The organism is Bradyrhizobium nanningense (assembly GCF_004114535.1).
Classification (GTDB): domain Bacteria; phylum Pseudomonadota; class Alphaproteobacteria; order Rhizobiales; family Xanthobacteraceae; genus Bradyrhizobium; species Bradyrhizobium nanningense.
Genome location: NZ_LBJC01000082.1, coordinates 171225 through 194187 on the forward strand (window position 1 = coordinate 171225; position 22963 = coordinate 194187).

Here is a 22963-nt window from a genome sequence, read left to right on the forward strand (position 1 = left end):
CGGCGGTTTAATTCGGTTTCGTAGGGTGGGTTAGCGAAGCGTAACCCACCAACTTTGTCGACGCGGCACGGTGGGTTACGCCTTCGGCTAACCCACCCTACGGACTACACCCGCTCGATGATGGTCGCGGTGCCCATGCCGCCGCCGATGCACAGCGTGACGAGGGCGGTGGACTTGTTGGTGCGCTCGAGCTCGTCGAGCACGGTGCCGAGGATCATCGCACCGGTGGCGCCGAGCGGATGGCCGAGCGCGATGGCGCCGCCATTGACGTTGATCTTGGCGCTGTCGATGTCGAAAGCCTGGATGTAGCGCAGCACGACCGACGCAAAGGCCTCGTTGAGCTCGAACAGGTCGATGTCCGACTTCTTCATGCCGGAACGCGCAAAGAGTTTCTCGGTGACGTCGACCGGACCGGTCAGCATCATCGCCGGCTCCGAGCCGATATTGGCGAAGGCGCGGATTTTTGCACGCGGCTTCAGGCCGTATTTCGCAGCCGCCTCCTTGCTGCCGAGCAGCACGGCGCCGGCGCCGTCGACGATGCCGGAGGAATTGCCGGCGTGATGCACGTAATTGACGCGCTCGATCTCGGGGTGCGACTGCAGCGCGACGCCGTCGAAGCCGCCCATCTGCGCCATCATCGTGAACGAGGGCTGGAGCTGCGCCAGCGACTGCATCGTCGTCGAGGGACGCATGTGCTCGTCCTTGGCGAGGATGGTGAGGCCGTTGATGTCCTTCACCGGCACGATCGACTTGTCGAAGCGGCCTTCTTCCCAGGACTTGGCCGCACGCTGCTGGCTCTGCACGGCGTAGGCGTCGACGTCGTCGCGCGAGAAGCCGTATTTGGTCGCGATCAGATCGGCCGAGACGCCCTGCGGCATGAAATAGGCCGGCACTGCCATCGAGGGATCCATCGGCCAGGCGCCGCCCGAGGCGCCGATGCCGACGCGGCTCATGGATTCGGCGCCGCCGCCAATCACGAGCTCATGCTGGCCGCTCATCACCTGCGCGGCGGCAAAGTTCACGGCATCGAGGCCGGAGGCGCAGAAGCGGCTGATCTGCACGCCGGGCACGGCTTCGCCGAGCCCCGCTTTCAGCGCCGCAAAGCGCGCGATGTCGGAACCTGCTTCGCCGACCGGATCGACAACGCCGAGGATGACGTCGTCGACGGCATCTTCAGGCAGATTGTTGCGGTCCTTCAGCGCCTTCAGCGGCACGGCCGCAAGCGCGAGCGCCGTGACTTCGTGCAGCGCGCCGTCCGCCTTGCCGCGGCCGCGGGGGGTGCGAACGTGGTCGTAGATGAATGCCTCAGGCATGACGCCCTCCTGATGTGATGTTCGATGCGATTGGGAGCAGGCAGCGGAAGCAGGCTCAGAACGCTTCCGCCGGCAATTCCATGATGGTGGCGCAGCCGGCCTGGATGCGGGCGAGATTGGCGGCCGTCTCCGGCAGCATCCGCTCCATGAAGAAACGGCCGGTGACCAGCTTGGTCGAGAGATAGGGCGTCGCCCCGCTCTCGGCAATCTTGGCATTCGTCACCTTGGCCATCTTCGCCCACATGTAGCCGAGCGCGACGAAGCCGAAGAGATGCAGGTAATCGGTTGCGGCGGCACCGGCATTGTCGGGCTTTGCCATCGCGTTCTGCATCAGCCAGGTCGTGGCCTGCTGGAGATGGCCGAGCGAGGTCGACAGCGGGGTGATGAACGGCTTGAGCGCTTCGTCGCCGCCATTCTCCTTGGCGAAGGCCATGACCTCGCCGAAGAAGGCCATGATGGCGCGGCCGCCGTCGCGCGGCAGCTTGCGACCGACGAGGTCGAGCGCCTGAATGCCATTGGCGCCTTCATAGATCATGGCGATGCGCGCATCGCGCACGAACTGCTCCATGCCCTGCTCGGCGATGTAGCCGTGGCCGCCATACATCTGCTGCGCCTGCACCGCGTTGGCAAAGCCGTAATCGGTCAGGAAACCCTTCAGCACCGGGGTCATCAGGCCCATGTGATCGTCGGCGGCCTGGCGGTCCTTCGGGTCTTCGGAGCGGTGGGCGACGTCGCTCTTCAGCGCGGTCCACATCACGAAGGCACGCGCGGCCTCGTTGAAGGCGCGGATCGAGAGCAGCGTGCGGCGCACGTCGGGGTGCACGATGATCGGGTCGGCCTGCTTGTCCGGTGCCTTGGCGCCGGTGAGCGAGCGGCCCTGGATGCGCTCGCGGGCATAGGCGACGGCGTTCTGATAGGCCACCTCGGACTGCGCGAGGCCCTGCACGGCAACGCCGAGCCTGGCCTCGTTCATCATCACGAACATGCCCTGCATGCCCTTGTTCTCTTCGCCGATCAGCCAGCCGGTGGCGTTGTCGTAGTTCATCACGCAGGTGGAGTTGCCGTGGATGCCCATCTTGTGCTCGATCGAACCGCAGACGACGCCGTTGCGCGCGCCCACCGAGCCATCGGCATTGACCAGGAATTTCGGCACCACGAACAGCGACACGCCCTTGATGCCGGCGGGTGCGCCCTCGATGCGGGCGAGCACGAGGTGGATGATGTTTGGGGCGAGGTCATGCTCGCCGGCCGAGATGAAGATCTTGGTGCCCGTGATCTTGAAGCTGCCGTCCGCCTGGCGCACCGCCTTGGTGCGGAGCATGCCGAGATCGGTGCCGCAATGCGGCTCGGTCAGGTTCATGGTGCCGGTCCACTCGCCGGCGACCATCTTCGGCACGTATGTCTTCTTCTGCTCCGGCGAGCCGTGGACGATGAGCGCCGCGGTCGCGCCCATGGTGAGGCCGCCATACATCGAGAACGCCATGTTGGCGGAGATCTGGAACTCGTTGACGGCCTGCGAGAGCGTCACCGGCAGGCCCTGGCCGCCGAACTCGGTCGGCGCCGACAGACCGAGCCAGCCGCCCTCGGCGACCTGCTTGAACGCGTCCTTGAAACCCTTCGGCGTGGTAACGCTGCCGTCATCCGCGCGCTTGCAGCCTTCGAGATCGCCGACACGGTTCAGCGGCTGCAGCACCTCTTCGGCGAGCTTGGCGGCTTCGCCCAAAATGGCTTCGCGCACGTCGCTCGACGCATCGGAGAAGCCCGCCAGGTTGTCGTAGCGGTCGATCTGGAAGACGTCGTTGAGCAGGAAGTTCACGTCTTCGACGGGGGCTTTGTAGATCGGCATGGAGTTCTCCCGGCAATGGGCCTTGCAGTGGTGATATCAGCGTGTTTCCTGCGGCGCAGCCTTGCCCGCGAGCTTAGCGGGTTCTGCAACCTCAGGGCAGTGTCATGATTGGGCGGCCAGCCGCTCCGCCATCAGGCGGTGCAGCATGTTGATCGCCTTGAGCGGACGCACCATCACCTTGAAATGCGTGATGCGTCCCTCGCTGTCGAAAGTGATGATGTCGACGCCGTTGATCTCGATGCCGTCGATCTCAGTCTTGAATTCGAGCACGGCACCATTGTCGCTGCGCCATTCGCCGACATAGGTGAAGGTCGGGCCGCCAAGCACCTGCTCGGCGCTGGAGAGGTATTTGAAGGTGATGTCACGCCCGCGCTGCGGGGTGTGGACGACCGGGCTTTCGAACACGGCGTCGGGATGCAGGAGGTCCCAAAGCGCGGCGCGGTCGTGAGACCTCATGTAGGCGTACCAGGAATCGAGGCCGGTCATTCTCAGCTGCCTCCCTAAAGGCCTGGACAGAAAACGCGAAAACAACCCCACGCACAGTAGCTTGGTGATTGATTCCGCTGGGTTTTTCGGGTCGGATCTTTCGCCCGACCCGAGATGGCGTGATATGCACATTGACGCATATGCGCCAATACGCATAAAGTCAAGCATGGTGGTTGAGGTTGAAACAAGGAGGCCGGCGATGGCCCTGGGCGACGCAATCCTCGCATGCCTGACGGAACGTCCGATGACGGGCTACGAGCTCGCCAAGACGTTCGACTCCTCGATCGGCTTCTTCTGGAAGGCCGACCATCAGCAGATCTATCGCGAGCTCTCCAAGCTGCGCGACCGCGGCCACATCCAGGGCCGCGAGGTCGTGCAATCGGGCAAGCCCAACAAGCTGGTTTATACGCTCACTCCGGAGGGGCGAACAGCGCTGCGGCACTGGGCCGCGCGACCAAGCACGCCGGCCTCGACCAAGGACGACCTCCTGGTCCGCCTCCACGCGCTCGACAGCATCGACATCGAGCCGCTGCGCACCGACCTGATGGCCCGCCTCGAGCACCATCGCGACCGCCACGCCAATTACGAGCGCATCCTGAAGAAGCGCTTTCCCGACGGCACCGCAGAGGGCCGGCTCGACCTCGGCAACCTGCTCCTGCTCCGCTTAGGAGCCCGTCACGAGCAGATGGTGGCCGACTTCTGCGAGGAGGCGCTCGCCGCGCTGTCGACGATGACCGGCAAGGCCACGGTGGTGCCGCTGGAAGAGGGCAAGCGCGAGGGGAAGGGCTGAAGCGCCAAGCGCTGAGCACTCCGCAGTACGCACCCCGCTTCTACATATTCCGCTGTCATCGTCCGCGAAGGCGGACGATCCAGTATTCCAGAGACGGCGCGGCTAGAACCGAGGAGCCGCGGCGTACTGGATGCCTCGCCTTCGCGGGGCATGACACCGGTTGTTTGGCGACCGGACGAGCGACACGACACCGCCCCAGGTTCCTCCCGCCCAACTTTCAGACACCCGCGCCGCATTCCTTAACTCGTTATTTACCGTAACAGGAAAAAGTCGGTTTTCGAGGCAGACGACCCGCGCCAAATTCGATTGTCTTTGCAACCGGCACGCGTGGGGAGGCTGGAGGCGCCGGGTGGGGCGCCGGAGTCGGAACCGGACAGAGTCATGAATTCGCGCGTATCGTGGAGTGTGGACGGCATCGATCCATCCGTCAGGGAGCGGGCCGAAGCTGCTGCGCGTCGCGCGGGCATGTCACTCAACGATTGGCTGAACTCCACGCTCGGCGAGACGGCCCCGCCAAACCTTCGCGGATCTTACGATCAACGTCAGGATCAACGTCCGCAAGCCATGCCGAGCCAGGAGAGCCGCGAAGTCGCCGACATCCACCAGCGGCTCGACGCGATCACCCAGCAGATCGAACGGATTTCGAAGCCCGCGCCGCGCCAGGAATCGTCGAGACCAGACGTCTCGCGCGAGCAGGGGGTCGCACGCCAGCTCAACGACGCGATCTCGCGGCTCGATGCGCGGCTGTCGCAAATCTCCCGGCCGCAGCAGCCTCAACCGCAGCAGCCGCAGGCCCCGCGCCCCGCGCCGGTCGACACGCGCCAGCGCCAGGCCGATGCGGTCGAGCGCGCGGCCGCGCAGGTCTATCGCAACGCCCCTCCCCTGAGCCCCGCTTCATTCGACGTCGCCGTCGCCGAGATCACCGCGCGCCAGAGCGAGCTCGATGGCTTTGCGCCGAGGCAAATGCCGCCGCGCGCCGCGCCCTCCATTGCGCCTCATGCAGCTCCCTTCGCGCCCCCGATGGCGCCGCCCGCGCCTATCTATGCGCCGCCGCCACCGCAAGCGGGGCCGGATTTCTCCTCCCTCGAGCGCCACCTGCTCAAGATAACGAGCCAGATCGAGGCGCTGCAGCGCCCCGACAATACCGAGCAGGCGATCAACGCCTTCCGCAGCGAGCTCGCCGAGATCCGCACCGCCATCACCGAGGCGATGCCGCGGCGCGCGATCGAATCGATCGAGAACGAGATCCGCTCGCTGCATCGGCGCATCGACGAGACGCGCTCCAACGGCACCGACGGCCAGGTGCTGTCGGGCATCGAGCACGCGCTGTCCGACATCAAGCAGGTGCTGCGCACGCTGACGCCGGCCGAGCAGCTCACCGGCTATGACGAGGCGATCCGCAATCTCGGCGCCAAGCTCGACCTGATCCTGCGCGCCAATGACGATCCCTCGACGGTGCATCAGCTCGAAAGCGCGATCGCGGCGCTGCGCGGCATCGTCTCCAACGTCGCCTCCAACGAAGCGCTGGCCCGCCTGTCGGAAGACGTCCAGCTGTTGTCGTCCAAGGTCGACCAGGTCACTCGCGCTTCCGGCCAGGGCGACACCTTTGCGGTGCTGGAGCAGCGCATTGCCGCGCTCACCGCGGCGCTGGAAACCCGCGAGCGGCCGCAGCCGTCCGAAAGCACCGAGCATCTGGAAGCTGCGATCCGCGCGCTGTCGGACCGCTTCGACCGCATGCAGGTCGGCAACGATTCCGCCTCGACTTTCGCACATCTCGAACAGCGCGTCTCGTACCTGCTGGAGCGGATCGAAGCCGCCTCCGACCCACGCAACGGCAACTTAAGCCGCGTCGAGGACGGGCTGCACGACATTCTCAGGCACCTGGAGCGGCAGCAGGCGACCTATTCCGCGCTGGCCGAGAGCCGCAATTCGGCCCCCGTCGATTCCGGCGTGGTCGATCTCGTCAAGCGCGAGCTGTCCGACATCCGCTTCAGCCAGGCCGAGACCAACCGCAGCACCCAGGACTCGCTCGACGCCGTCCACAGCGCGCTCGGCCATGTCGTCGATCGCCTGTCCATGATCGAGGGTGATCTGCGCGCGGTGCGTACGGCGCCGCCGGCCGCTGCGCCGCAGCCGATGTCGATGCCGATGGCCGCTCCCATTGCTGCTTCCATGGAGCCGGCGCCGGTCGCGCGTGAACCGCGGCCGCAAGTACAGCCGCCGAAATACGATCCGAAGCCCGAGCTTCCGAATCCCGCTGCCGCGCAAGGGCCGCAATCCGCCTTCGCCGCCGCGCCGCGTGAATTCCATGCCGCTGCACCCGCCGCGCCGCCGCCGGTGCCGCCGGCACCGCCGGTTCCGCCGCGTGCGATCAGCGAGATCCTGGAGCCGCATACGGCACCCGCGCGCGCCGCGCTCGCACCCGAATTGCCGCCGGATCATCCGCTCGAGCCCGGCACGCGGCCGGGTGGACGCGCCACGCCGTCGGAGCGCATCGCCGCCTCCGAGAGCGCGATCAGCGGCATTCCCGCTGCTGCGAAAGAGCCGGTCTCGTCGTCGAGCTTCATCGCGGCCGCCCGCCGCGCCGCCCAGGCCGCCGCCGCGCAGCCACCCGAAAAGACCGGCCGCGCCGCCAAGGCTGCGGCCCGCGCCAAGAATGCGGACAAGGGCAAGGACGGCGGCTCGACCATCACCTCGAAGATCCGCTCGCTGCTGGTCGGCGCGAGCGTCGTCGTGATCGTGCTCGGCACCTTCAAAATGGCGATGAACCTGCTCGAGGGCAGCCCGCCGCCGGCGCCGCAGGCCATGGACAATACGTTGAGCCAGCCCGCGCCGCAGGCCCCGCCGTCACCGCCGGTGATCGAGAACAAGCCCGCCACGCCCGAGCAGGTCACGCCATCGATGACCTCGCCGACACCGATCGGACGGCAATCCCAGAACAACGCCGCGCCGGCTCCCGCCGCCAATTCGGGCAACTCGGCCTCGGTTGAAATTCCGCCGGCGCCAGCGACGACGCCGCCCGCGCCTGCGGCGAGCAGCGACGTCACCGGCGCGCTGTCGGGCACCAGCCGCGCCAAGCTCGGCCTCATCCAGGTGCCGCCGAGCGAAAAGCTGCCTGACGGCATCGGTGGCCCGGCCTTGCGCACCGCCGCGATGAAGGGCGATGCGACCGCGGCCTACGAGATCGGCTTGCGCTTTGCCGAAGGCAAGGGCGTTGCCACCAACTACGACGAAGCCGCGAAATGGTACGACCGCGCCGCACAGGCCGGCGTGATCCCCGCGACCTTCCGCCTCGGCACGCTCTACGAGAAGGGCTTAGGGGTGAAGAAGGACGCCGACATCGCGCGCCGCTACTACACCCAGGCCGCCGAGCGCGGCAACGCCAAGGCGATGCACAATCTCGCGGTGCTCGATGCCGATGGCGGCGGACGCGGCGCCAATTACAAGAGCGCGGCGCAGTGGTTCCGCAAGGCCGCCGATCGCGGCGTCGCCGACAGCCAGTTCAACCTCGGCATCCTCTATGCCCGCGGCATCGGCGTCGAACAGAACCTCGCCGAGTCCTACAAATGGTTCAGCCTCGCAGCCGCGCAGGGTGATGCGGATGCGTCAGGCAAGCGCGACGACGTCGCCAAGCGTCTCGACCCGCAATCGCTCGCCGCCGCCAAGCTCGCGATCCAGACTTTCAGCGCCGAGCCGCAGCCCGACGACGCGGTCAACGTCGCGTCCCCCGCCGGCGGCTGGGACACCGCGCCGCAGGCAAGCGCCAAGCCCGCGCCGAAGCCGGTCGCGGCGAAGAAGTCGGCGTCGGCAGCGCACTAAGCGGCTTAATACAACGCTCTCTCATCCTGTCGTCGCCCGGCTTGACCGGGCGACCCAGTATTCCAGAGGCCGGCGTCAAGGAGCTCGCTCTCACAACAACGGGGCGGCGTACTGGATGCCCCGGTCAAGACGGGGCATGACAGCGGAGAAGGTGGCGAGATCGCACAGGATGCACCATCCGATCCCTCGCCACCATTCACCACGCCCAAAATTCCCGGTCCCTCCCCGCTCCGAATTCCGCTATTGAGGGACGCGGCAATCGTTCCAGCCTTCCGGCGAGCATTCCGCAATCGATCCGTCTCGCCGGAGCGTGGTCCTTCGATGCAGCTCTATCTTCCGATCGCCGATCTTCCCGTCAACGTCTTCCTGGTGCTGGCCATGGGCGCCGCGGTCGGCTTCGTCTCGGGCATGTTCGGAATCGGCGGCGGCTTCCTGATGACGCCGCTTCTGATCTTCATCGGCATCACGCCGGCGGTCGCGGTCGCCTCGGTCGCGAGCCACATCGCGGCCTCCTCCTTTTCCGGCGCGCTGTCTTATTGGCGGCGACGCGCGATCGATCCGGCACTGGCAAGCGTCCTCTTATGCGGCGGCGTGACCGGCACCGCACTCGGCGTGTGGACCTTCACGCAGCTGCGCGCGCTCGGCCAGCTCGATCTGATGATCGCGCTCTCTTACGTGGTTCTGCTCGGCACCGTCGGCAGCCTGATGTTCTCGGAAGGCCTGCGCGCCCTGATGCGAACCCGGCGCGGCGCGCTGCCGCCGCGCCGCACGCACAACTGGATCCACGGGCTGCCGCTGAAGATGCGGTTCAAGCGCTCGAGGATCTATCTCTCGGTCATCCCCGTGGTGGTGGTCGGCATCATGATCGGCTTCATCGGCGCCATCATGGGCATCGGCGGCGGCTTCATCCTGGTGCCGATCATGATCTATCTCTTGCGGGTGCCGACCTCGACGGTGATCGGGACCTCGATGGTGCTGACGCTCGTCACGATGCTGTTCGCGACCATGCTGCACGCGGTGACCAATCACCTCGTCGACGCCGTGCTGGCGCTGATCCTGATGGTCGGTGGCGTCACCGGCGCGCAATTCGGGGCACGCGCCGGCCAGAAGATCCGCGGCGAGCAATTGCGGCTGCTGCTCGGCCTTCTGATCCTCTCGGTCGGCGTTCGCTTCGCGATCGAGCTGGTGATCCAACCCTCGGATCTCTTCACCATCCGCGAGCTGGGAGTGAGCGGATGATTCGCCCCCTCCTCGCCTTCCTTCTCGTCCTGCTGCTCGGCTCAGCCGCGCGCGCGGAGCGGCTGATCGTATCGGTCTCCAACCACCGCGTCACGGTGACACCGAACTATTCCGGCGAGGAGCTGGTGCTGTTCGGCTCGGTCGAGAAGGATGCCACCACGCCCCCCGATCGCACCGCCTACGATCTCGTCGTCACCGTGATGGGCCCGCACGCCGACATGGTGACGCGGCGGAAGGAACGCACCTTCGGCATCTGGATCAACACCGATTACCGGCAATTCCTGCAGGTGCCGAGCTATCTGGCGCTGTTTGCCAACCGCTCCTTCGACGCGATCACCTCGCCCGAGATCGCGCGGCGGCAGCAGATCGGGCTGAACAACGTGCTGCTGATGCAGCGGGTCGGCGGCGACTTTGCCGACGTGGTGCCGAACGACGCGTTCCGCTCGGCGTTCATCCGCCTGCGCACCCAGCGCGGGCTCTATCGCGAGGATCCAAGCGCCGTCACCTTCCTGACGCCGACGCTGTTCCGCACCGGCATTCCACTGCCGGCGGAGGTGCCGATCGGCACCTATGAAGTGGAGATCAAGCTGTTTGCGAACGGCGCGTTCATCGGCAAGACCGAGACCGCGTTCGAGATCGTCAAGGTCGGCTTCGAGCAATTCGTCGCCACCACCGCGAGGCAGAACGGGCTGATCTACGGCCTCGTCACCGCCGCGATGGCGCTGATGACGGGCTGGATGGCGTCGATCGTGTTTCGGAAGGATTGACCACATCGTCAGTGCAACGAGGGAGGTTGCGTTTATCGCGTTCCTTCCTCTCGTGTCCCGGACGCGTCGCAACGCTCTTGGCGTTGCGGCGCAGAGCCGGGACCCAGAACGCCATGTGGTGGAATGCGGAGGCATGGGCCCCGGCTCGGCAGCGCACCGCCGAAGAGGCGCTGCGCTGCGTCCGGGGCACGAGACCTGCGTTCGTGCAACGCCGCATGGACTGCGGAAATGAGGGCTGCGGCAACTACGGCGCCTCGATCACTGTCGGCACGCCCGGCTCCAGCAGCCGCAGCCGCGTCCCGAAGCCGAGCGCGTCGAACGTCTTGCGCAGATCCTCGCCGGTCTGGCGGAAATGCGCCCAGCCTTCGGTATGCACGGGCACGATCATCGCCTCGGGAAAGGCGCGCGCGGTCTCGATGGCGTCGTTGGTGTCCATGGTGAGATGGAACGGACCGCGCGTCTGCGCCGCGCCGGCAAACGGCAGCACCACGCCGCATTTGAAGCGGCGCGCGACTTCGGCAACGCCGTCGAACCATGTGGTGTCGCCGCTGATATAGACCGGGCTGGTGTCCCTCCGGCTTGAGGACACCACGAAGCCGATCACGTCGCCCGACAGCGGCTCGATGCCGGCCGGGCCATGGCGCGCCGGTGTCGCGGTGATCGTCAGTGTGTTGCCGTCGCTGTCCTTCAGTTGCGCAGTGCTCCACGGCGCAAGGCCCTCGACATGGCCGCCAAGACGCTTTGCACCCGCTTCCGTCGTCAGCACGCGCTTGACCTTATGGAGATAGTCGCGGCCCGAATTGTCGAGGTTGTCGGAATGCTGGTCGTGGCTGAGCAGCACGGCATCGACCGGGCCGATCGCATCGGGCCTCAATGCGGGGCCGATGGTCTTCTCCAGCTTCACATGCGGCAGCTGGTAGGCGCCGGGCGCATCGAAGGTCGGATCGGTAAGCAGACGGAAGCCGTCGATCTCGATCAGCGCAGTGGGGCCGCCGATCAGGGTGATGGAAATGGGCATGACGAACTCCTGTTACGAGACGGGCTTTGCCGGGCGCGTCACCAGATAGATGCCGAGCGCCACCGGAATGATGCCGAGGAGGTCACGCGCTTCGACGTGTTCACCGAGGACCAGATAGGCGAACAGCATGCCGAGTGGCGGCATCAGGAAATGATAGGCGCTGGCGGCGGTCGCGCCGCACACTTTCAGGAGATGGAACCAGAGCCAATAAGCGAGGATCGAGCCGCCCAGCACGAGGAACGCAGAGGCTCCGATCAGGCTCGGCGTGACATCGATCGCGTGGACATCGGCGAAGGTGAGCGCGATCGGCGTCAGCACGAGGCCGGCGGCGAGGTTCTGCACGCCGTTGCCGATCCACAACGATCCCTTCGGCGCGAGCAGCTTGAACAGGATGGTGCCGGCGACGATCGAGACGAGCGCGGCCAGCGTGAAGACGATGCCGTGCAGCGAGTCCGTGCCGACCGACAAGCGATGCCAGACGATCAGCGTCACGCCGGTGATGCCGAGCAGCAGGCCGCCGGCCTTCCGCCATGTCATGCGCTCGCCGAGCAGCAGGGCGGCGAGCGCCGCTGTGAATACCGGATTGGCCGACACGATCAGGCCGCCGAGGCCGGCGGAGACCGATTGCAGGCCGGTGTAGCCGAGGCCGAGATAGAGCGCGTTGTTGGCGATGCCGAGCACGGCGAAGATCACGGCATCGCGCCAGGTCAATGACCAGGCCTCGCCGCGGATCAGCGTTGCGCCGAGGATCAAAATGCCCGCGAGCGAAAAGCGCGCGGCGAGCAGGATCAGCGGCGGGCAATGGGTGACGCCGATCTTGCCGGCGACGAAGGCGTAGCTCCAGAGCAGGCAGAACAGGCCGATGGCGAGTGGCAGCGTGTTGAAGCGGGTGCGTGGAGCCGAGACCGAGGGGGCGAGCGACATGAGGGGCATTCTCGGATGTTTTCTTCTGCCCCTCGATCTAGGGAGGCCGCTTGCCATTTTGAAATTAAATGATTAACTTCCGATCAGTTGATTTTCGAATGGAGGTGGCGATGCTCGATCTCGAGCTGCTGCGCAGCTTCGTCTCGGTGGTCGAGGCCGGCGGCTTCACCCGCGCCGGCGAACGCGTCCACCGCACGCAGTCGACCGTGAGCCAGCAGATCAAGCGGCTGGAAGACGACATCGGCCAGGTGCTGCTGCATCGCGACGGCAAGAATGTGCGCCCGACCGAGGCCGGCGAGCGGCTGCTGTCCTATGCGCGCCGACTGCTCTCGCTGGCCGAGGAAGCCCGCGACGTGCTGCGCCAGCCGGATGGCGAAGGCGCGATCCGGCTCGGCATTCCCGAGGATTTCGCGGCCTACCGGCTGACCAAATTGCTCGGTGCATTTTCGCGCTCGCATCCGGGCCTGCGGCTCGACGTGCGCGCCGATCAGAGCAAGCACCTGGCGCGTGATCTCGAGCGCGGCGAGCTCGACCTTGCGCTCTACAAGCGCGAGGCCGGCGCGAAGGATGCGATCGCGGTGTGGCCGGAGCGGGTGCACTGGGTCACCAGCAAGAGCCATCCGGTCGATGTCGACGTTTCCTCGGTGCCGCTGATCGGCTTTCCGCTCGGCTGCATCTATCGGGCCGGGGCTATCCATGCGCTGGAAAGCGCAGGCCGCGCCTGGCACACCGCCTACACCTCATCGAGCCTCGCCGGCATCCAGGCCGCGGTCGCTGCCGGAATGGGACTGAGCATCCTGTCGGAGATGGCCATCCAGTCCGATCACCGCGTGCTGACGGCGAAGGAAGGTTTTGCGCCGATCAACAAGACCGAGGTCGCATTGATGGCCGCGCCGGATGCGAGCCCGGCCACGCTGCGGCTTGCGGATCGTCTCGCCGAATTTTGCGATGCGGTGCAGGCCAAGGCTGCCTAGATTGGCGGCCTAGATTCGCGAGGGCCCGCCGCTCAATTCACCGCGGACATCAGCCTGGTGCCGCACGCATTCGCATAAAACTTGCCGCCGCATTGCCGCTTGATGGCGGCGCAGCGGGCCGCGGGCGAGGCATTCTGCGGGACCGTAAAACCGCAGCTCAGACCATCTGCGCTGCGACCGGGCTTGCCGGCGGCAAACGCGGCGCTGGAGGCGCTGATGCAGACGACGAGCAGGGCCGCCGCGGCGATTTCGATCAGCAGTCGCTTCAGCAGTTTCATGGGAACGTTTCTCCACACTGATGGCTGAATTGATCGGCAACCTAGCACGGAAATCCCGGTTTCTCCGTGCTCGTCCGGGTTCCAAAGCGGCCCGTTCCTTGCATAAATTTGCGCCAGCGCAGTGCACGGCCGCGCCCGTGACTGTTCCGGTGCAGGGGCAGGACGCGTAGGGTGAGGTGTGTTGTTTCGACCAGGAAGTGACGGCTTTGCAAGATCAATCGTTCCAGCCCAGTTTTCCCGCTGCCACGCAGCCCATCGACGAGCTCGCGCTGGCTGAGATCAAGGGCGCGATCCTGGCGAAGCTGCGGCTTGCCATCGGCAAGGATGCCGGCATGGCGACCAAGCACGACTGGTATCAGGCCGCGGCGCTCGCTCTGCGCGACCGCATCGTGCATCGCTGGCTCACCGCGGACAAGCACAGCTACGACGCTGGCCGCAAGCGCGTCTATTATCTCTCGCTCGAATTTTTGATCGGCCGTCTGTTCAGCGACGCCCTCAACAACATGGGCCTGCTCAAGATCTTCGAGGTCGCGCTCGGCGATCTCGGCGTCTCGCTGCCGGAGCTGCGCAAATGCGAGCCGGACGCCGCGCTCGGCAATGGCGGCCTCGGCCGCCTCGCCGCCTGCTTCATGGAGAGCATGGCGACGCTGTCGATCCCCGCGATCGGCTACGGGATCCGCTACGATTACGGCCTGTTCCGCCAGATCATCAACCAGGGCTGGCAGCAGGAATATCCGGACGAATGGCTGAGCTTCGGCAACCCCTGGGAATTGCAGCGGCCCGAGGTGATCTACGACATCAATTTCGGCGGCGGGGTCGAGCATGTCGACGACAAGGGCCGCGACCGCGCGATCTGGCATCCGGGCGAGACGGTGCAGGCGATCGCCTATGACACGCCGATCGTCGGCTGGCGTGGCCAGCACGTCAATGCGCTGCGCCTGTGGTCGGCGCGCTCGCCCGATCCGCTCAAGCTCGATGCCTTCAACAAGGGAGACTATGTCAGCGCCAGCGCCGAGCAGTCGCGCGCGGAGGCGATCTGCAAATTCCTCTATCCGAACGACGAGAGCCCGGCGGGCCGCGAGCTGCGCCTGCGCCAGGAATATTTCTTCGTCTCGGCTTCGCTCCAGGATCTGGTGAAGCGGCATCTCGCCTCCGACGGCCAGCTGCGCAGCCTGGCCAGCAAGGTCGCCGTGCAGCTCAACGACACCCATCCGAGCCTCGCGGTCACCGAGCTGATGCGGATCCTCGTCGATTTGCACAATTTCCGCTGGGACGAGGCCTGGAAGATCACGGTCGCCACGCTCTCCTACACCAACCATACGCTGCTGCCCGAGGCGCTGGAGACCTGGCCGGTCGAGCTGTTCGAGCGGCTGTTGCCACGGCACCTCGAGATCATCTACCGCATCAACGTGCAGCATTTGGCGCTCGCCGAGGCGCGCTGCCCCGGCGACATCGATTTCCGCGCCTCGGTCTCGCTGATCGACGAGAAGAGCGGGCGCCGCGTGCGCATGGGCCAGCTCGCCTTCGTCGGCTCGCACCGCATCAATGGCGTTTCGGGCATGCATTCGGACCTGATGCGCGAGACCGTGTTCCACGACCTCAACCACCTCTATCCCGGCCGCATCACCAACAAGACCAACGGCATCACCTTCCGCCGCTGGCTGATGCTGGCGAACCCGAAGCTGACCGATCTGTTGCGCGAGACCTGCGGCGAAGCCGTGCTCGACGATCCGACCCAGCTCTCGCTGATCGAGGCGCGCGCCAGCGACGTCGAATTCCAGAAGAAATTCCGCAGCGTCAAGCTTCACAACAAGGCCGCGCTGGCGCGCCTGATCGGCGAGCGGCTCGGCATCAAGGTCGACCCGACCGCTTTGTTCGACGTGCAGATCAAGCGCATCCACGAATACAAGCGCCAGCTGCTCAACGTCATCGAGACGGTCGCCCTGTACCAGGCGATCAAGGACGATCCCAACGGCAATTGGGTGCCGCGGGTGAAGATCTTCGCCGGCAAGGCGGCGGCGAGCTACCGCTACGCCAAGCTGATCATCAAGCTGATCAACGACGTCGCGGAGGTCGTCAACAACGACGCCACGATCGGCGGCAAGCTCAAGGTCGTGTTCCTGCCCGACTACAATGTCAGCCTCGCCGAGGTGATCATTCCGGCGGCCGACCTCTCCGAGCAGATCTCGACCGCCGGCATGGAAGCCTCCGGCACCGGCAACATGAAGCTGGCGCTCAACGGCGCCATCACCATCGGCACGCTCGACGGCGCCAATATCGAGATCCGCGACCATGTCGGCGCGGAGAATATCGCGATCTTCGGCATGGAGGCCGGCGACGTGATGATCCGCCGCAAGCAGGGGCTGGACGCCTCCGACGTGATCCTCAGTTCGCCGAAGCTGCAGCGCGCCATCAATGCGATCGGCAGCGGCGAGTTCTCGCCCGGCGATCCCGGCCGCTTCGAATCCATCGCGCACGCGCTGCGCTATCTCGACCATTACATGGTCAGCGCCGATTTCGATTCCTACTACGAGGCGCAGCGTGCGGTCGATGCGCGCTGGCAGGTGACGCCGGCCTGGACCCGCGCCTCCATCCTCAACGTCGCGCGCATGGCGTGGTTCTCCTCGGACCGCACCATTCGCGAATACGCCGAGGAGATCTGGAACGTGCCGGTGAATCCGAACACGCCGCTGCTGCCTGATCTGCGCGACGTCGCAGGCTGATTTTCCGCACCGTGGAAGCGGCTACTCCGGAGGTAATTGCATAAACCGGCATCGGACGTGATATGACGTCCGTCATTGAAAGCCGGATCAGACAATGCACGCCAAGCTCCCGCACCCCTTCGACGAGGCCACCCGCATCACCGCCGGTGACTCGAGCTGGCAGGGGCACACCAGCGACGATTACTGGGCCTTTGTCGGCCCGTTTGGCGGCGCCACCGCCGCGACCATCTTGCGGGCGCTGATCGAGCATCCGGACCGCGCCGGCGATCCGCTGGCGCTCACCGTCAATTACTGCGCGCCGATCGCCAAGGGTCCGTTCGACCTCGACGTGCGGCTGGTGAAGGCCAACCGTTCCAGCCAGCACTGGAGCGTCGAACTCAGCCAAGGCGGCGGCGAGGTCGCAACGCTCGCCACCGCCGTGTTCGCCGAACGCCGGCCGTCCTGGGAGCATCGGGTGGCGCAATATCCTGACGCAAAGCCGTTCGAGGAGACGCTGCCGTTTCCGAAGATCGCGGCGTCCTGGGCCAATCAATATGAATTCCGCTTCGTCGAGGGCGAGATGCGGATCGGCCCGCAGCAGGCCGAGCCCGCCAGCACCTATTCGAAGATCTGGATCGGCGACCGCACACCGCGCAAGCTCGACATGCTGTCGCTGACGTCGATGTCGGATGCCTTCTTCGGCCGCATCTTCCACGCCCGCCGCGAGCTGGTGCCGTTCGGCACGGTGTCGCTGACGACCTATTTCCACACCGACAGCGAGGAGCTTGCGAGCGAAGACATCACGCGCGTGCTGGCGACCGCTGATTCGAAGATCATGCACAAGAGCTACGCCGACCAGAATGCCGAGCTGTGGTCGCCGAACGGCCGCCTGCTCGCGACCACGACGCAGATTGCGTATTTCAAGGCGTAGCCACGCTGTCGTCCGGACAAGCGCGCCATAAGCGCGCGCCGATCCGGGCCCCATAACCACAGGGAGTAGTTTGGCGAAGATTCCGAGCGTTCTTTTCTTCGCTGGTACTCGCGCCGTACTTCCCCGATGGATCACGCGGTATGGGTCCCCGCGTTCGCGGGGACGACACCAGCTGTATGGCGAGCGACGTGGCCGCAAAAAAAGAGCGGCCCTGCGACCGCCCTTTCGCATTCCAATCGCTGCGAGCCTTACTCCGCCGCCAGCTTCACATCCGGGGCCGCCGCGCGCACGTCGGCGTCGACCTGGGCTTCGAACTTGGCGAAGTTCTTCTGGAACATACCGACCAGCGCGCGGGCGGTCTTGTCGAACTCGTCCTTGTCCTTCCAGGTGTTGACCGGGTTGAGGATTTCGCTGGGCACGCCCGGCAGCGCGGTCGGGACCGAGAAGCCAAAATACTTGTCGGTGCGGAATTCGACGTTGCGAAGCGAGCCGTCGAGCGCGGCGGTGAGCAGCGCGCGCGTCACCTTGATCGGCATGCGGCTGCCTGTGCCGTACTTGCCGCCGGTCCACCCGGTGTTGACCAGCCAACAATCGACATTGTGCTGGGCGATGAGGTCGCGCAGCATGTTGCCGTAGACGGATGGATCGAGCGGCAGGAAGGGTGAGCCGAAGCAGGTCGAGAATTCCGGCTGCGGCTCTTTGCCGAGACCGCGCTCGGTGCCAGCGACCTTGGCGGTGTAGCCGGACAGGAAGTGGTACATCGCCTGCGCCGGCGACAGCTTGGCGATCGGCGGCAGCACGCCGAAGGCGTCGGCCGCGAGCATCACCACGTTCTTCGGCTGCGGCGCGCGGCCGGTACGCGAGGCGTTCGGGATGAACTCGAGCGGATAGGCCGAACGCGTGTTCTCGGTCTTGGAGCCGTTGTCGAAATCCACCACGCGGGTGTCCTCGTCGAGCACGCAATTCTCGAGCACCGCGCCGAAGCGCGTGCTTGCGGCATAGATCTGCGGCTCGGCTTCCTGCGACAGCTTGATGCACTTGGCATAGCAGCCGCCCTCGAAATTGAAGACGCCGTTCGGGCCCCAGCCATGCTCGTCGTCGCCGATCAGCGTGCGGTTGGGATCGGCCGACAGCGTGGTCTTGCCGGTGCCCGAAAGCCCGAAGAAGATCGCGGTGTCGCCCTTGGCGCCGACATTGGCCGAGCAGTGCATCGGCATCACGCCGCGCTCGGGCAGATAATAGTTCAGCGTGGTGAAGACCGACTTCTTCATCTCGCCGGCATAATAAGACCCGCCGATCAGGACGATCTTGCGGGCGAAATCGATCGCGACGACGTTCTCCGAACGGCAGCCGTGACGTTTGGGATCGGCGCGGAAGCTCGGCATGTCGATGATGGTGAGCTCAGGCACGAAGGTCGACAGCTCGATCGCCTCGGGGCGGATCAGAAGCGTGCGGATGAACAGCGAGTGCCAGGCGAGCTCGGTGAAGACGCGCGTCTTGATCCGGTAGGCCGGGTCGGCGCCGCCGTACAGGTCCTGCGCGAATAGCGTCTTGCCTTCGGCGTGCTTGAGGAAGTCCTGATGGAGCGTCTCGAACTGCTCCGCGGTGATGGACTGGTTGCCGGCCCACCACATCTTCTTGTCGGTGGTGGCGTCACGCACCGTGAACTTGTCCTTCGGGCTGCGCCCGGTGAACTCGCCGGTGTCGGCGCAGAGTGCGCCATCAGCGGACAGCACCGCCTCGCCCGCAGCGAGCGAGTATTGATAGAGTTGCGGCGCACCGAGGTTCCAGTGAACCTGCTTGAGCTTCTTTAAGCCGAATTTGTCGGCGCCAAAGGCACCGTTGCGCACGCCGGTCTCTTGCACGAAAAAATCCTCCTAGAACCCGCGACATTCAGCGGACCAAGTTTGGCGCCGTCGCGGTCACCGTGATTGTGGGCCATTCGGCCTCGGCTGAACGACCTAATAATCATGAACGCTGGCGTTGCCAAGCTGATCCCGTAGGATTTGGTTTATTCAAGGACCGCGCCAAACGTCGCGCATGTCAGCTCTGAGCAGCTGCATCACGAAATCACCAATGATCGCGCAACCAAATGCGTGTTTGTGCGTTATATCGGGTTATTGCGACGCACAATCCGCGTCGTCTTCTTATCTTCCCTCGCCTTCGCCGATCAGCGCGAACGGTCCCCACATCGCTGGATAAGCGTTGCCGGGTGACGAGGCATCATCAACAAACCTTAACATCGCGCGGCGCAAGGCTTCGGCACGACCGATCTTTGGTTCGTTCTTGAGCAGCTCGAACGTCGAAATGGTCAAGCGAGTGGCGGCTTCCGAATCCACGGCCCAATGCGAGACCAGGAGCGCGCGGGCACCTGCGTAGAAGAACGAGCGCGCCAATCCCGACAGCGCCTCGGCGCCGGGCTTGTCGCCTGCGATGGTGTTGCAGGCAGACAGCACCACCCAATCGGCGTTGAGCTTGAGCTGAGCCACCTCGCTCGCGGTCAGAAGACCGTCGTCGAGCTCCGACGGCTGATCGGGAATGGACAGCGCGAGCGAGGGCTCGCCCAGCCCCTTGACGTCGCCGGCGACGAGGCCGTGGGTGGCAAAGTAGATGATGCCGTATTGAGCAAGCGCTGCACGCTTCAGCGTCGTTTCGCTGGCATCGCGTCCAAGATGGATGTCGGCAACGGCGGCGCCGACGTCCCTTGCCACCGCGTTCAATTCGTCCGCAGTGTCGGGCAGTTGCGGCAGCGCCTGCGCCAGCCGCGCGCGATCGACGCCGGCGCCGCGCCAGAAGTCGGTATAGGCCAAGGTCGCAATGTTGCGCGCCGCGACCTTCCCGCTTGCAGCGCCACGGTCGGTGGGGCCTTCGGCTGCCGGATTGAAGACGGGATCGCCGAAGCCGGTCATCGGCTTTGCGCCTTGATCCTTGCGGGCGAAGGCACGCAGCGATTTCAGGCTGATCACCGAGGGCAGCACCGAGACGGCCTGACGCCGGAGCAGCCAGGCGGCGTCGCGATAACCTTCGAGCCTGTCCGGAATCGCAGCCGGCGGCTTCTCGGTCACTAAGAGATGAAACGGCAATGCCGTCAGCGCCGCCGATGGCACCACCAGCAAATTGCGTTTGTCCTTCGTCAAGGCCTCGACCGGGCCGAGCAGAGCGACATAGAGCTCGTTGGCGAGCGCAAGATCGAACAGTCCCGATTTGCCGGAGGCATCGCGCGCCTTGCCAACGTCGAGCCCCCTGCGGAAGGCCGACACCTTCCGCGCCAGCGCATCCGCGCCGAACGAGATCTCTCTCCAGTCGGCACCATCGCGTGTGATCGCGACCACATAGCTCTGCTTGTCACCGACGGAATAGATCACCATCGCCTCGTCGGCCGACAGCAGCGGCTGGATATCCTTGACCGCCAGCGGCAGCGGGTTGGAGAGCGCGGCGTAGTCGGGAAACTCGAGCGTGAGTGTCTTCTGCATGCCCGCGCGCTCATTCGCAATCGTTGCGATCCGCGCGCGGCTGCGCTGCTCGGCCGCGACGTCGCGCTGCGCCGACGGCTTCGAGACCGCGGTGATGATCGCCTTGTCGAGCGCCTCGGCCTCAGCGGCGAGATCCTGATCGCGGCGCACCAGCTCGGCGAGCCGGTCGCTGCCGGCGGCAAGCCGCACCGCGAGCTTGTTCACGGCAGAGGCGGCGGACGATTGCGTGCCGCGCTGGATCGCGCCGAGCGCGTCGTCGAGCGCCTTGTCGGCAGGTAACAAGGATTGCTGGCGCGCGGCAAACAGCACCGGCGTCACCACGCGCAACGGCGCGCGGCTCGTCGCAAGCGTTCTTTCCGCAAGCGGCAGCGCGTCCGCTGTACGCCCGGAGACGTAGAGGAAATAAGCGAGATTGCTCGCCGAGGTCACGACATCGGGATGATCCGGCCCGAGCGCCCGCTCGCGGAGCGCCAGAGCACGGCGGTAGAGCGGCTCGGCCTCGGCATAGCGCTGCTGGTGCTCATAGAGTCCGGCGAGATTGTTGAGCGAGCGCGCCACGTCGGGATGATCAGGGCCCAGCACCTTTTCGCGGATCGCGAGCGAGCGCTTGATTGGCGCTTCGGCATCGGCGTCGCGGTCGAGGTCGCGATCGACTTGACCGATGTTGTTGAGCACGGTGGCAACCGCGGGATGCTCGGGCCCGGCAGCCTTCTGGTAGATCGCAAGCGCCCGCTGAAACAACGGTTCGGCCTCGGCATGACGCTGCTGCTTCACATAGTAAGTGGCGAGGTTGTTGAGGGACTGGCCGACGTCGGGATGCTCGCGCGACAGCGCCTGCTCGCGAACGACCAGCGCGCGCCTGAACAGTGGCTCGGCTTCGGTGAAGCGGCTCTGCCGCTGATAGAGCGCCGCAAGATTGTTCAGGAGCGGCGCGATCTCGACGCTACCCTGACCGGTCCCCTTCTCCATCAGCGCGATGGCTCGCTTGTAGAGCGGCTCGGCCTGATCGTCGTGGCCCTGGTCGGCGTCAATCTGGGCGAGATTGTTGAGCGCTGCGGCGAGGTCGCGGTTGTTGCTGGTCTTCTCGAGCGAGGCCACCATGGCCTGCGCCAGCTGGAGCGCCTCCGAATATCTGCCGGCGCTCCGGAGCGCATTGATGCGCGCGCTCTGCGTCGACAGGTCGGCCTTCTGGGCAAGGCCGGGCGCGGCAAACGACGTGGTGATCGCGACCACCAGACTCGCAGCCAATGTCAAACGACGACGCGTCATGAATCCTCGCGCTGCGAGCCTCAAAACCTTATCGTCTTGGGTCGCAGCGACGGGTCGCAGCGTTCAAATCGTTGCGTTCCAAGGCGTGATGAGATCAGGTTTATAGCTACAGCGGAGATGCGCTCCCTCTCCCGCAAGCGGTAGAGGTGAACGAGCCGCAGCAATCGCTTCAACCTAAGCGCATTCCGCTCAATCCAGCTTCGCGCGCGCTTCGCCAGCCAGGCGCACCAGCATCTTGCGCAGCGACGTGCCGTCGGTCACCCGCTCCGGGAAGTCCAGCCGCAGCGCGGTCTGGCCGTCCTGCATGTCGAGGCCTTCCGGATCGCAGCCGGTGCAGCGCCAGTCACCCGCGGCCGCGCCCAGGAGCTTCGTCGCATAGAGGCCCATGGCGTCGCGATGGTCGGCGTTCATATGCGCGACAGCGCCCTCCTCTGCTGCCAGCAGGTCCTCGGCACCGGTGAGATCCGTGAGGAACCGCGCGGGCTTGAGATCGACGATCCGGCCGAAGCCGGCGACCAGATGGGTTCCCGTGGGGCGGATCCGGAAGAAAGAGAAATCCTGAAAGGATACAAAGCCTTCCGCCGAGGGATGGGCATTGAGATACCGTCGCTGCAGCAGTTCCTTCTCGGCATCGGCCTGCTCCGCCCGGCCGGACAGCATGATCCGGGCGCCTTCCAAGGGATCGCCGGCTGCCCGCTCGTCCAGCATCAACGAGACCCTGTCGTCGGCCAGGATGTTCCTGGTATGCACGGCGAGGCCCGAGATCAGCAGAATGGGCGAGCCGTCGGGGTGGCTAGCCAGATTGACCAGGGAACAATAGGGGTCGCCGCTGCCGGCCATGAGGGTTGCCAGCGCCCCCTGCCGCGATCTCCGCAGCAGCGATTTGGCGAGCTTTCCGGGGTCGAAATCAGGGGTCGGTTGCATCGGCTTTCTCGGCTCAGGTGGTTGCAAGGGGGGCCTTTTTTCGGGTAAACGGGGGCCCGGTTATGGGTCGACATGCGGCGAATCTGCCGTGTTTCGTGGAACTTGGTCACACTTCAGCCCAGCTTGCATTGCTCGGTGACAAGGTTCGAACGCCGACTTCGGCACCCATGTATGCGGCGCATCAGTGGATTGCTCGCCGTTTCAAGCCAC

Annotated in this window: 16 protein-coding genes; 7 read left to right on the forward strand and 9 right to left on the reverse strand. The window is 65.6% G+C overall.

Annotated features, from left to right (window positions below):
* Positions 1-104: 104 nt before the first annotated feature.
* The 3 genes from XH84_RS38995 to XH84_RS39005 all read right to left on the reverse strand — a co-directional run bounded on the left by XH84_RS38995 (position 105) and on the right by XH84_RS39005 (position 3645).
* Positions 105-1313, reverse strand: a complete 1209-nt coding sequence (locus XH84_RS38995; RefSeq protein WP_128920325.1) for an acetyl-CoA C-acetyltransferase — start codon at positions 1311-1313, stop codon at positions 105-107.
* A 55-nt stretch (positions 1314-1368) separates the two neighbouring features.
* Positions 1369-3159 carry an acyl-CoA dehydrogenase C-terminal domain-containing protein gene (locus XH84_RS39000; RefSeq protein WP_128920324.1) on the reverse strand — a complete coding sequence of 597 codons (1791 nt, stop codon included), beginning with the start codon at positions 3157-3159 and terminating at the stop codon, positions 1369-1371.
* Positions 3160-3261: 102 nt separating this feature from the next.
* A complete protein-coding gene (locus XH84_RS39005) occupies positions 3262-3645 on the reverse strand; it encodes a nuclear transport factor 2 family protein (RefSeq protein ID WP_164936382.1) in 384 nt (127 codons plus the stop codon).
* A 199-nt stretch (positions 3646-3844) separates the two neighbouring features.
* On the opposite strand from XH84_RS39005, the gene XH84_RS39010 reads away from it, so the two are divergent.
* The 4 genes from XH84_RS39010 to XH84_RS39025 all read left to right on the forward strand — a co-directional run bounded on the left by XH84_RS39010 (position 3845) and on the right by XH84_RS39025 (position 10260).
* Positions 3845-4435, forward strand: a complete 591-nt coding sequence (locus XH84_RS39010) for a PadR family transcriptional regulator (RefSeq protein ID WP_128920323.1) — start codon at positions 3845-3847, stop codon at positions 4433-4435.
* Positions 4436-4816: 381 nt separating this feature from the next.
* Complete coding sequence (locus XH84_RS39015) at positions 4817-8254, forward strand: SEL1-like repeat protein (protein WP_164936381.1); 3438 nt, start codon at positions 4817-4819, stop codon at positions 8252-8254.
* 321 nt (positions 8255-8575) lie between these two features.
* Positions 8576-9493, forward strand: a complete 918-nt coding sequence (locus tag XH84_RS39020; RefSeq protein ID WP_128920321.1) for a sulfite exporter TauE/SafE family protein — start codon at positions 8576-8578, stop codon at positions 9491-9493.
* Positions 9490-10260, forward strand: a complete 771-nt coding sequence (locus XH84_RS39025) for a TIGR02186 family protein (protein ID WP_128920320.1) — start codon at positions 9490-9492, stop codon at positions 10258-10260. The genes XH84_RS39020 and XH84_RS39025 overlap by 4 nt, the downstream gene beginning before the upstream one ends.
* Positions 10261-10504: 244 nt before the next feature.
* On the opposite strand, the gene XH84_RS39035 is transcribed toward XH84_RS39025, so the two are convergent.
* Positions 10505-11278, reverse strand: a complete 774-nt coding sequence (locus XH84_RS39035; protein ID WP_128920319.1) for an MBL fold metallo-hydrolase — start codon at positions 11276-11278, stop codon at positions 10505-10507.
* Positions 11279-11290: 12 nt separating this feature from the next.
* A complete protein-coding gene (locus XH84_RS39040; RefSeq protein ID WP_128920318.1) occupies positions 11291-12202 on the reverse strand; it encodes a DMT family transporter in 912 nt (303 codons plus the stop codon).
* A gap of 110 nt (positions 12203-12312) precedes the next feature.
* On the opposite strand from XH84_RS39040, the gene XH84_RS39045 reads away from it, so the two are divergent.
* Positions 12313-13176, forward strand: coding sequence for a LysR family transcriptional regulator (locus XH84_RS39045; protein ID WP_164936380.1), 864 nt, complete (start codon positions 12313-12315; stop codon positions 13174-13176).
* A gap of 32 nt (positions 13177-13208) precedes the next feature.
* Here XH84_RS39045 and XH84_RS39050 read toward each other — a convergent pair whose 3' ends face one another.
* Entirely contained in the window at positions 13209-13454 is a 246-nt protein-coding gene (locus tag XH84_RS39050; protein ID WP_128920316.1) for a hypothetical protein, read from the reverse strand.
* 206 nt (positions 13455-13660) lie between these two features.
* Here XH84_RS39050 and XH84_RS39055 point away from each other — a divergent pair, with 206 nt between their 5' ends.
* Positions 13661-16177, forward strand: coding sequence for a glycogen/starch/alpha-glucan phosphorylase (locus XH84_RS39055; protein ID WP_164936379.1), 2517 nt, complete (start codon positions 13661-13663; stop codon positions 16175-16177).
* 94 nt (positions 16178-16271) lie between these two features.
* Positions 16272-17087, forward strand: a complete 816-nt coding sequence (locus XH84_RS39060) for an acyl-CoA thioesterase (protein WP_128920314.1) — start codon at positions 16272-16274, stop codon at positions 17085-17087.
* Positions 17088-17335: 248 nt separating this feature from the next.
* Here XH84_RS39060 and XH84_RS39065 read toward each other — a convergent pair whose 3' ends face one another.
* The 3 genes from XH84_RS39065 to XH84_RS39075 form a co-directional block, all read right to left on the reverse strand.
* On the reverse strand, positions 17336-18952 hold the full coding sequence (locus tag XH84_RS39065; protein ID WP_128920313.1) for a phosphoenolpyruvate carboxykinase: 1617 nt from the start codon (positions 18950-18952) through the stop codon (positions 17336-17338).
* Between the two features lie 282 nt (positions 18953-19234).
* A complete protein-coding gene (locus tag XH84_RS39070) occupies positions 19235-21829 on the reverse strand; it encodes a CHAT domain-containing tetratricopeptide repeat protein (protein WP_128920312.1) in 2595 nt (864 codons plus the stop codon).
* 189 nt (positions 21830-22018) lie between these two features.
* On the reverse strand, positions 22019-22753 hold the full coding sequence (locus XH84_RS39075) for a HugZ family pyridoxamine 5'-phosphate oxidase (protein ID WP_128920311.1): 735 nt from the start codon (positions 22751-22753) through the stop codon (positions 22019-22021).
* Positions 22754-22963: the final 210 nt, after the last annotated feature.

Excerpts from the sequence above, each read along its gene's own strand:
- XH84_RS38995 (WP_128920325.1), bottom strand. The coding sequence starts at position 1,313 with ATGCCTGAGGCATTCATCTACGACCACGTTCGCACCCCCCGCGGCCGC.
- XH84_RS39000 (WP_128920324.1), bottom strand. The coding sequence starts at position 3,159 with ATGCCGATCTACAAAGCCCCCGTCGAAGACGTGAACTTCCTGCTCAAC.
- XH84_RS39005 (WP_164936382.1), bottom strand. The coding sequence starts at position 3,645 with ATGACCGGCCTCGATTCCTGGTACGCCTACATGAGGTCTCACGACCGC.
- XH84_RS39010 (WP_128920323.1), top strand. The coding sequence starts at position 3,845 with ATGGCCCTGGGCGACGCAATCCTCGCATGCCTGACGGAACGTCCGATG.
- XH84_RS39015 (WP_164936381.1), top strand. The coding sequence starts at position 4,817 with ATGAATTCGCGCGTATCGTGGAGTGTGGACGGCATCGATCCATCCGTC.
- XH84_RS39020 (WP_128920321.1), top strand. The coding sequence starts at position 8,576 with ATGCAGCTCTATCTTCCGATCGCCGATCTTCCCGTCAACGTCTTCCTG.
- XH84_RS39025 (WP_128920320.1), top strand. The coding sequence starts at position 9,490 with ATGATTCGCCCCCTCCTCGCCTTCCTTCTCGTCCTGCTGCTCGGCTCA.
- XH84_RS39035 (WP_128920319.1), bottom strand. The coding sequence starts at position 11,278 with ATGCCCATTTCCATCACCCTGATCGGCGGCCCCACTGCGCTGATCGAG.
- XH84_RS39040 (WP_128920318.1), bottom strand. The coding sequence starts at position 12,202 with ATGTCGCTCGCCCCCTCGGTCTCGGCTCCACGCACCCGCTTCAACACG.
- XH84_RS39045 (WP_164936380.1), top strand. The coding sequence starts at position 12,313 with ATGCTCGATCTCGAGCTGCTGCGCAGCTTCGTCTCGGTGGTCGAGGCC.
- XH84_RS39050 (WP_128920316.1), bottom strand. The coding sequence starts at position 13,454 with ATGAAACTGCTGAAGCGACTGCTGATCGAAATCGCCGCGGCGGCCCTG.
- XH84_RS39060 (WP_128920314.1), top strand. The coding sequence starts at position 16,272 with ATGCACGCCAAGCTCCCGCACCCCTTCGACGAGGCCACCCGCATCACC.
- XH84_RS39070 (WP_128920312.1), bottom strand. The coding sequence starts at position 21,829 with ATGACGCGTCGTCGTTTGACATTGGCTGCGAGTCTGGTGGTCGCGATC.
- XH84_RS39075 (WP_128920311.1), bottom strand. The coding sequence starts at position 22,753 with ATGCAACCGACCCCTGATTTCGACCCCGGAAAGCTCGCCAAATCGCTG.